At 66.6% G+C, this 8,332-nt stretch carries 7 protein-coding genes, 1 tRNA gene and 3 pseudogenes; 7 read left to right on the forward strand and 4 right to left on the reverse strand.

Features of this window, described 5'->3' with window-relative positions; genetic code table 11:
* Positions 1 to 113: 113 nt before the first annotated feature.
* The 3 genes and pseudogenes from ACLJK8_RS20840 to ACLJK8_RS20850 form a co-directional block, all read right to left on the reverse strand.
* Positions 114 to 365: pseudogene (locus ACLJK8_RS20840) on the reverse strand (hypothetical protein); the annotation flags it as partial.
* A pseudogene (locus ACLJK8_RS20845) lies at positions 362 to 1,667 on the reverse strand (recombinase family protein). The pseudogenes ACLJK8_RS20845 and ACLJK8_RS20840, both read right to left, overlap by 4 nt.
* Positions 1,664 to 2,119 (reverse strand): DUF2924 domain-containing protein, encoded by a 456-nt coding sequence (locus ACLJK8_RS20850; RefSeq protein WP_413152314.1) that lies wholly within the window; start codon positions 2,117 to 2,119, stop codon positions 1,664 to 1,666. Before ACLJK8_RS20850 ends, ACLJK8_RS20845 begins: the two are co-directional and overlap by 4 nt.
* Before the next feature lie 450 nt (positions 2,120 to 2,569).
* Here ACLJK8_RS20850 and ACLJK8_RS20855 point away from each other — a divergent pair, with 450 nt between their 5' ends.
* The 6 genes from ACLJK8_RS20855 (at position 2,570) to ACLJK8_RS20880 (ending at position 7,170) form a co-directional block, all read left to right on the forward strand.
* Positions 2,570 to 2,932 (forward strand): hypothetical protein, encoded by a 363-nt coding sequence (locus ACLJK8_RS20855; RefSeq protein ID WP_413152315.1) that lies wholly within the window; start codon positions 2,570 to 2,572, stop codon positions 2,930 to 2,932.
* Positions 2,933 to 3,446: 514 nt separating this feature from the next.
* On the forward strand, positions 3,447 to 3,776 hold the full coding sequence (locus tag ACLJK8_RS20860) for a hypothetical protein (RefSeq protein WP_413152316.1): 330 nt from the start codon (positions 3,447 to 3,449) through the stop codon (positions 3,774 to 3,776).
* Positions 3,724 to 4,719 carry a hypothetical protein gene (locus ACLJK8_RS20865; protein ID WP_413152317.1) on the forward strand — a complete coding sequence of 332 codons (996 nt, stop codon included), beginning with the start codon at positions 3,724 to 3,726 and terminating at the stop codon, positions 4,717 to 4,719. Before ACLJK8_RS20860 ends, ACLJK8_RS20865 begins: the two co-directional genes overlap by 53 nt.
* Before the next feature lie 117 nt (positions 4,720 to 4,836).
* The gene (locus ACLJK8_RS20870) at positions 4,837 to 5,430 is read left to right on the forward strand and encodes a hypothetical protein (RefSeq protein ID WP_413152318.1); all 594 of its coding nucleotides are present in this window, start codon (positions 4,837 to 4,839) and stop codon (positions 5,428 to 5,430) included.
* Positions 5,431 to 5,526: 96 nt separating this feature from the next.
* Complete coding sequence (locus ACLJK8_RS20875) at positions 5,527 to 5,886, forward strand: hypothetical protein (protein ID WP_413152319.1); 360 nt, start codon at positions 5,527 to 5,529, stop codon at positions 5,884 to 5,886.
* 216 nt (positions 5,887 to 6,102) lie between these two features.
* Positions 6,103 to 7,170, forward strand: a complete 1,068-nt coding sequence (locus ACLJK8_RS20880; protein WP_413152320.1) for a tyrosine-type recombinase/integrase — start codon at positions 6,103 to 6,105, stop codon at positions 7,168 to 7,170.
* A gap of 70 nt (positions 7,171 to 7,240) precedes the next feature.
* Here the strand turns inward: ACLJK8_RS20880 and ACLJK8_RS20885 are convergent.
* A tRNA-Tyr gene (locus ACLJK8_RS20885) sits at positions 7,241 to 7,326 on the reverse strand.
* Positions 7,327 to 7,627: 301 nt separating this feature from the next.
* Between ACLJK8_RS20885 and ACLJK8_RS20890 the strand changes: the two are divergent.
* A pseudogene (locus tag ACLJK8_RS20890) lies at positions 7,628 to 7,902 on the forward strand (transposase); the annotation flags it as partial.
* Between the last annotated feature and the right edge of the window lie 430 nt (positions 7,903 to 8,332).

The following is an 8,332-nucleotide window of genomic DNA, read 5'->3' on the forward strand; positions in this document are numbered from 1 at the left end:
CCTCAGCTTCGCGACAATCTCCTCGGGCTTGTGCTTTCTGCGCGGCATTCCTGGCATCCTCCAAAGGCTCAAAAGCCTACCTCAGGGAGGACCACTTTTCAGGGGGCAGACCACAGGACGCGGGTCAGGTAGGACGGCGCGATCCCTTCGCGTTCGGCCAGTTCGGCAATGGTGGCGAACTCGCCCGATTCCAGCATCCGCTTCCAGCGGAATGCACGCGCCAGCGCCTTGACGAGGGCGCTGTCGGTCCTCGCCGGGTGCGTGCCGCCTTCTGGCAGCTGCATTTCCTTGCGCCCGCCGCGCTTCACGACGCGGAACGGGACGTGGAGCGTCACCGTGTCGGGGATCGCTGCCCCGCGGGTCATGCCGCTGCTCCGATGCTGCCAGACAGCATCTCGCGCCCGAGCCCTCCGAGGCCGTCCATCCGGAGCCGGAAGTTGAGCCCGTTCGTGCCGATATCGACGCGCTCGACCAGCAGCGTGACAATGCGCGCCTGCTCGGCGGGGAAGAGTTCGTCCCACAGCGGGTCGAGTTGTTGCAGGGCCGCACGGGCTTCGGCCTCGGTGATGTCGTCGGCGTGGCCGCGCGCCGCCTTCCATGTGCCCGCTACGATCTCGGGCTCGCGGAACACGGCGCGAAGCTGGTCAATGACCGCCGCCTCGATCTCGCTTGCGGGTACGCGTCCGACGGGGCAGGATCCGGCGCCGTGCTTCAGCACAGTCTGGCTGACATAGTAGCGGTAGAGCCTGACGCCCTTGCGCGTATGGGTCGGCGAAAACGCGGCGCCATCGGGACCGAAGAGCAGTCCCTTCAGCAGCGCGGGCGTGTCGGCGCGAGTCCGGGCAGCGCGCTTGCGGGGCTCTCCTGCAGGATCGCATGGACGTGGTCCCATGTCTCGCGGTCGATGATGGCGTCGTGCTCGCCGGGATAGCTTTCGCCCTTGTGGACCGCCTCGCCGATGTAGGCTCGGTTGCTGAGCATCCGGTAGATGTATTTCTTGTCGATCCGGTTGCCGCGCGGCGTGCGGATGCCGCGTGCGCCGACCTCTCGAGCCAGTTCCGTGCAGGACCCGATTTCGAGGAAGCGAGCGAAGATCCAGCGCACATGCGTGGCGCGTTCCTCGTCGACCACCAGCTTCCGGTTCTCCATTCGGTAGCCGTGGGGCGGCACGCCCCCCATCCACATGCCCTTTTTCCGGCTGGCGGCGACCTTGTCGCGGATACGCTCGGCGGTGACCTCCCGCTCGAACTGGGCGAAGGAAAGCAGGATGTTCAGCGTCAGCCGCCCCATGGAGGTGGTCGTGTTGAAGGACCGCGTAACCGAGACGAAGGTCACACCGTTGCGGTCGAACACTTCCACCAGCTTGGCGAAGTCGGCCAGCGAGCGGCTGAGGCGGTCGATCTTGTAGACCACCACCACGTCGACAAGCCCGTCCTCGATATCCGCCATGAGCTGACGCAGGCCGGGACGCTCCAGCGTGCCGCCCGAGATGCCACTATCGTCTGATCGCGGACCAGCACCCAGCCCTCGGACCGCTGGCTGGCGATGAAGGCCTCGCAAGCCTCCCGCTGAGCGTGGAGCGAGTTGAACTCCTGCTCCAGCCCTTCCTCGGAGGATTTGCGTGTGTAGACGGCGCAGCGCAGTTTCCGGACAATCGGTTTGGTCATGCGCTCCTCCGATGGTTCTTGAGGCCGAAAAACACCCACCCGTTCCAGCGGGTACCGGTGATCGCGCGGGCGATGGCGGACAGCGACTTGTAGGGCCGCCCCTGCCATTCGAAGCCATCGGCGGTGACGGTGACGATCTGCTCGACGCCCTGCCATTCGCGCAGCAGCCGCGTGCCGGTGATCGGGCGTTCGCGATCGGCGCGGATGCTGCGCTTCTTGATATCGCCGCCGTCCAGTTCCTCGCCCAGCCGCTCAAGGCGCCGGATCGTCTCCGGCTTCAGCCCGCCATAGGCGAGTTCCTGGATGCGATAGGCGATGCGGCTTTCGAGATAGCGGCGGTTGAACGGCGGCGGCTCGCTGTCGAACAGGTCGCGCCACTGTTGCTTCAGGTCGGGCGTCGGCGTGGTCTTGAGCGCGGCCAAGCGCGCGGGGATGGGAGCGGGCTTGTTCATGCATTTCTCCGCTGAGTTGGAGTTGCATGACGGCATTCGTCGGGCGGATAGTGTAGGCAACGTTCTCCTGTATCGTCAGATACTTCGCCCATCTCCCGCATCCGCAATCGAACCAGCCCGAGCGCCAGCAGACCGCACAGCTCGGCGCAGCGCTCTGCGGGAGCCATCCGGTCGGGCGGCAGTGGGTTGGGGCGTTTCATGCGGGCCTCGGAGTGGTCGTCTCCTCTGGCCTCTACTCATCGTGATTGCGAACCGTCCCAGCGCAGGCGCCGCGTGCGCGATTGCCTCGCGCCTCCGACTCGACTCCCGGTTGTGGCCGCTGGTAGAACAATCGCAGAACACCGGGCCTGGAGCGGCGGAGATTCGCCCGTCAGGACCGCGTCGCCGGCGACGCACGGCGTCGAACATCGCGAAGCATTTCACCCATCCAGCGGCTGGAAAAGGAGCGCCATGGGAAAGAGGATCAGGAATTTCGTCGATCGCGCGTTTTTGAGGACCGTCGATCTCGGTCTGTTGCATCGCCTTCTGGCGCCGCATCTTGGGCAGATCGGGTTCGACTGGGCGGCCCTGCCCGAGGACGAAAAGAAGCGGCGCGAGGCGATCTTCGATCTCTTTGCCAGGGGCGGATGTCAGCTTCGCGCCGAAGCTCCAGTTCGCGCTCTACAACATCTCTACCCTGTCGACGGATGCCGGCGCCCGCATCATCCAGGTCCGGCGAGGCGGGCGTCGACGTACTGGCCGGCGCCGCGCCGGACGATGAACGGTTCACGCCGCGCTACATCGCGCTCGTCACCTGGCTCGATCATCAACTGATCTTTGATCGCGCGCTGAGCGCCGCCGCCTTTCTCGTGCATTCGTCGAAGCTGGAGCGCGATGCCGATCGGGAGGACGTCGAGCCGCGCCATCATGAGGAAGGCGTGCAGGCGGACTTCGCCGAGGGCGCTTCACTTCGCGAGCCGGTACAACGGCCACTATTGCGACGTGCGATGGTTCGACGAGGACGACCTCGTGAAGGTGCTCGTGCTGCGCGGCGCCAAGCCCGACACGAAGAACGTGGACGACAAGGGCGTCGAGGACACGGTGACGTTCCGCGAGATCGTGCAGTCGACGATCGAGTACGACCGCGGCCGCGGCTCGATCACCGTGGGCTCCAAGTCCATGACGGATGCCAGGAAGCTCGTGAAACTCTTCGGCGGGCACGTCCTCGGTCTTCGAGGCCTCCGCGAAACAGGAACTTTACACGCTCGCGCCGCTGCGGGACCGAGGCGCGGGTTTCCGGTTCCGCTTCGACCCCGAAGGCGACATCACGCATGTCGTCCTGCGCGAGGTGCGGATCGACGAGGCGCAGCCGACGACGACAGGCAGACTGCGCCGGTCGCCCTGGCTGATGACCCTTCGCGATTCCGACAATGCCCTGCGCCGGCTGTCTGAAATCGCCTCGGACATCGACATCGCCGACGTGCGGATCGTACACGCCAAGATCGACGTCACCATCGAGGTCGGGGACAGCGAGATCGTGGTGCCGGTGACGGTCCGGCCGCCGCGGATGCTCAGCATGCGCGACCACTCGCATGAGCGCCTGATCCTCGACATGCTGGAAGAGAATGACATTCGCAGAACCGGTCGATCTGATCCGCTTGCTGTTGCGGCAGAGTGATCGCCATCCGATCCGCGCCGTCGGCGCCGAAGACCTGCAGCCCTACGACCCCCATCCCGTCCGACGGCTGAAGACGCTCGGCATCCTGATCGAACGCGTCGACCAGCGCGACGAAGGCGATGCGGTCCTCGCTATCGACGACGGCGCCTTGATCGAGATCGATACCGAGACCGGGGAGTGTTCGCGTCTGCCGGACGCCCACGACATCCAGCTGTGCGACATCGACCTTGAGGCTGTCTGCCGTCAGCTGCGCGCGCAATCCGATCTGACGGGGCCAGGACCGGCGCGGCTGTCGCCCCGCCTCTGGCGACTTGGCCGGCACCAGCGAAAGGATCGGGCGGTGGAGGTATGCCTCGTCCGGCAAATGCGAGGCGGAACCGCGCAGGAGATCGTCGACCATGCGCGTGGCGCGATCGACACCGAGACCCCGGTCGCGCTGATCGCGCTCTCGCCCGTCGAAGTGCCGACGCCGCTGGCCCGCCAACTGAACGGTCCGAGGATGACCGTGACATGCATCGAGGATCATCTTGGCGCCGATTCGGCACGGCCCTTCGCGCTGGATCTGACCCGCCTGCGTCTTCCGGTGTGTTCGGCCGAGACCGCAGCCCGCTTGAGCATCGACCGTGTCGGGCGCCGCGTGACCTTCGATGCCGTAGAACTGGCTGTAGAGCCGCGCGACTTCGACATGTTCGTTCTACTCGCTGAGGAAGCCGCTGGCGGCGGCGGTTGGGTGCAACGGGACACGATCTCGACGACGCTGCAGTCGGCCACGGGGCGTCCGGGCAATCCCGAACAGGCCGACCGGTCGATCAACCGGCTGCGCGACCTGTTCCGGAAGAACGGTCGCCTGGCAGCGGTTCCCCAGAACGGCTTCATCGAGACAAAACCGAAGGTTGGCTACCGTCTCACTCTCGCCACGTCCGAGATCGGGTTCATGGCATAGACCCGTTCTCCGGCGCCGGGAGGTTTTCGGGAGGTTTTCGGGAGAAGCCCGAGAGATAAATAGTTTCAGCAGGTTGCATCTTCGGCTGGTCATCAGAAACGACCAGGACCGAACGACATGCACCCGCCGATTACCCCCGCCGACCTTTCCACGCTGATCGCTGAAGCGGATGCCGCCGCGCGCCGCGTGCGCCGCAAGCTGGTTCTGCCCGCCGCCGATCATGACGATCTCCGCCAGGACCTGCTCGTCGACCTGATCTGCCGGCTGCCTGGCTTCGCCGCGCGGCGCGGCAGCATCGGCGCCTTCGCCAACATCGTTCTGCGCAACCAGTCCTCGCGGATCGCCATCCGCCATCACCGCCAGCGCCGGGCGCAGGGTGGGTCGCTGCTCTCGCTCGAGGTGCCGCTGGCCGGCGCGCGCGAGCCGGTCGGCGACACGCTGACCGAGGACGACGGGCTTGCCGCCTGGCACGGCCAGACCTGCTGCGCCGCTGCTGTCACCGAACTTTGCCACGCCATCGAAACCGCCCTCGCACGGCTCCCGGCCGAGGATCGCCGCTTCTGCGCGGCGCTGGCGCATCGCCCCGTGACCGCGCTTGCGGCCGAGGGGTTCGGGAGCCGGTCCGTGCTCTACCGCCGCCTTGGCGATCTCCGTCACGTCCTCACCGCACACGGTCTCGGTCCCGGCTGGGACGATCTCGCGGCGGCCTGAGTAGAGGCGAAAGGAGGAGATCATGTTCATGGGCACCACCCCCTTCACCACGGTCCGCGCCGCCGACCGCTCACCGAGATCGAGTTCTGCGCCTGGGTGGCACAGGCCGTGCCGGGCGACCGGCTCGAATACCATCGCGGCTTTCTGGTTCTCGACATCTTCCCGATATTCGCCCGGCTCCCGGATCAGCAGCGGGCGGAACTGGCCCGCCTCGGATCGCGCGCGTTCTGGACCGCGGAACAGGGCCTCGTGCACCTGGAGCAGGAGCGCACGGGCCCCGACCAGTTCGCCTACATCGCCGTCGCCCGCCCCAAACCGAAGCCGCGGGCGCCGATCCGGCAAGAAATGCGCGGTCCCCGACTGCGGGGCCGAACTCGCCATCGGGACGAGATCCGGCGTCTGCGGGAGACACAACCACGCCCGAGGCTACTGCCGGTGCGGGACATGCAATGCTAAGGAGAGGGCGAAGGATGGAGGGAGACGTGGCCGAGCCGAGAGTGAATAGCCAAGCCGCCCGCCTGGAGAGCTTCCTCCGGGCGGCCACGCGCGCCGGCTTGACGGTCTACGGCGTCGAGATCGGCAAGCGCGGCCTGCGAATCTTGACTCAGCCGGGCGAGCTCCCGCCGCCGAAGATGGCGAGAGCGACGTGGATCGCTCGCTGAGGAAGAACGCATGAGCTATGTGCGCCTGCGCGGCGTGAAGAAGGTCAAGAAACGCCTCGCATCCGGGGCTATCCTCGAAATCCACTATGCGTTCATCGGGGGACCAGTGATCTGGCGCTCCGATAGCGCCTATGCCGTGGGATCGCCGCCGTATCTGGCGGCCTACGAGAAAGCCCACGGTATCGAGGACGCGAGCGCGCCGGCCAAACTGACCGTGCGCGACATGATGCGCCGGTTCTCGGAGACGCCCGGCTACAAGGCGCTGAGCCCATCCTATCAGCGCGACCTCCGGTGGGCGTTCGGCAAGATTGATGAGAAATTCGGGACCGCTCCCGCGGCGGTGTTCGACCGGCCCGAGATCCGCAAGATGGTCCGAGACTGGCGCGGGCAGTTCAAGCCGCGCGACGCGGATCGCGCCCGGCAGGCGCTGACCAAGCTCGTCAAATGGGCGATCGAGGAAGACATTCTGACCGTCAACCGGATTTCCGGTATGAAAAGCGCCTACGCGGCCGACCGGCACGAACTGATTTGGGTGGACGACGAGATCGAGGCGGCGGTCAAGCTCGCCTCTCCCGAAGTCGCGGCGGCGATCGTGCTCTGGTCCGAAACGGGGATGCGCCCCGGCGACCTGTGCCGCGCGACGAGCGCGGACATTCTGCCCTGCGGCAAGCTGCTGCGGGTCCGCACGAGCAAGCGCGGCCGATGGGCCATCATCCCGATCTCGGACGCGGCGGCCGCGGTGATCGACGCGCGCCCTGAGGGGCAGGCGCATCTGATCCGGCCAGCGCGCGCGGCGAGCTGGTCGCGGGATCATCTCTCCAAGAGCATCAAGGCGGCGGCGCGCGCGGCGAAGATCCGCGAGGAACTGCACCCCTATGACCTCCGGGGCAGCGCGGTGACGCGGCTCGTGCTCGCGGGCGTGGGCGTGGCCGATCTGGCGCTCATCATGGGCTGGAAGTCCGAGACGGCGGCCAAGATGATCGGCATTTACGCCTCGCTGGACCCGCGCCGGGCCGAGGGTGTGAGGGTGGAGATGAACCGGAAAAAGGCAGCCGGGTTGCGGCTCGTCGTGGGCTGAATCGAGAACCATTTTGGAAACTGCCTGGAAACCGCGATTTTCGTCACTTCAAGAAAATCGGCTAAGTCCTTGGTGGAGGGGGCTGGATTCGAACCAGCGTAGGGTTTCCCCGACGGATTTACAGTCCGTTGCATTTGACCGCTCTGCCACCCCTCCATGGATGCCGCGGGAGCGGGCTCCCGTCGCGGTGGGGGCCAAATAGGCCAGCGACGCGGGAGCGTCAACAGGGAAACGTGGCCCGCGCGGTCGTGAAGTCGCCGCCCGGCCCGGCAATCCGGTGGCGGTGGGCGCCGATGCCATGGGGAGTGGCGGGGTGACCCGTATTGGCGCTCCTGTGATGAACCCGGTCCATGGAGGTGGCCCCCGAGATCCGGACACCGCCCCAAGCTTGCCGGCACGAGGCTTCAGGCGCCCGGCTGTCTCGTGAGATGGTCTGCCGCCTGAGAAGTGGTCCTCCCTGAGGTGGGCTTTCGAAAAGCACGATCCCGAGGAGATCGTCGCGAGGCTGAGGCAGGTCGACGTGCTGTTGTCGCAGGGTCGGCCGGCCGCGGAAGCGATGCGCGTGATCGGCGTGACGCGGTTCACGTGCTATCGCTGGCGCAAGGAGTTCGGTGGTCTGAAGAACGACCAGGTCAAACGCCTCAAGGATCTGGAGAAGGAGAACGAGCGACTCCACGGGCGGTCTCCGACCTGACGTTGGAGAATCTGATCCCGTGGGAAGCCGCCTCGGGAAACTACTGAGCCCGCCGCCGCCGCGTCGACCACGTCAGGACGAAGTTCAGCGGCGAGCCTTGTCGCACCACTGATGGGGGTGATCGTCCCGATCCCGGGCACGCTGGCAAGACGGCGCGCGAGCGGGTCTCCCGCCTGCGCGGACTCGACCCGCGCGGTCACGGTGGCGATCCGATCGTGCGTATCGCGCAGCTGATCGGCTAGCAGCGCGAGCGCGGGCCACGCCGCCTCGGGCGCCTTCTCGACTGTGGCGAGCAGACGGTCGATGCTGTGGATTCCCTTCGCGATGACGATGCCGAATTCCGCGAGATGCGCCCTGTATAAGTCAGCACTTGATCTGACAGACGATGTCCTGAAGCTGAGGTGAGAGCCGGGGCCGGGCGTGGAGCGGTTGGGGTGGCGAAACGCCCGGCTTCGGCGTTTGGAGGGA

It is taken from the genome of Amaricoccus sp. W119 (assembly GCF_047275745.1).
Taxonomy (GTDB): domain Bacteria; phylum Pseudomonadota; class Alphaproteobacteria; order Rhodobacterales; family Rhodobacteraceae; genus Amaricoccus.

Excerpts from the sequence above, each read along its gene's own strand:
- ACLJK8_RS20865 (WP_413152317.1), top strand. The coding sequence starts at position 3,724 with ATGACATTCGCAGAACCGGTCGATCTGATCCGCTTGCTGTTGCGGCAG.
- ACLJK8_RS20880 (WP_413152320.1), top strand. The coding sequence starts at position 6,103 with ATGAGCTATGTGCGCCTGCGCGGCGTGAAGAAGGTCAAGAAACGCCTC.
- ACLJK8_RS20870 (WP_413152318.1), top strand. The coding sequence starts at position 4,837 with ATGCACCCGCCGATTACCCCCGCCGACCTTTCCACGCTGATCGCTGAA.
- ACLJK8_RS20855 (WP_413152315.1), top strand. The coding sequence starts at position 2,570 with ATGGGAAAGAGGATCAGGAATTTCGTCGATCGCGCGTTTTTGAGGACC.
- ACLJK8_RS20850 (WP_413152314.1), bottom strand. The coding sequence starts at position 2,119 with ATGAACAAGCCCGCTCCCATCCCCGCGCGCTTGGCCGCGCTCAAGACC.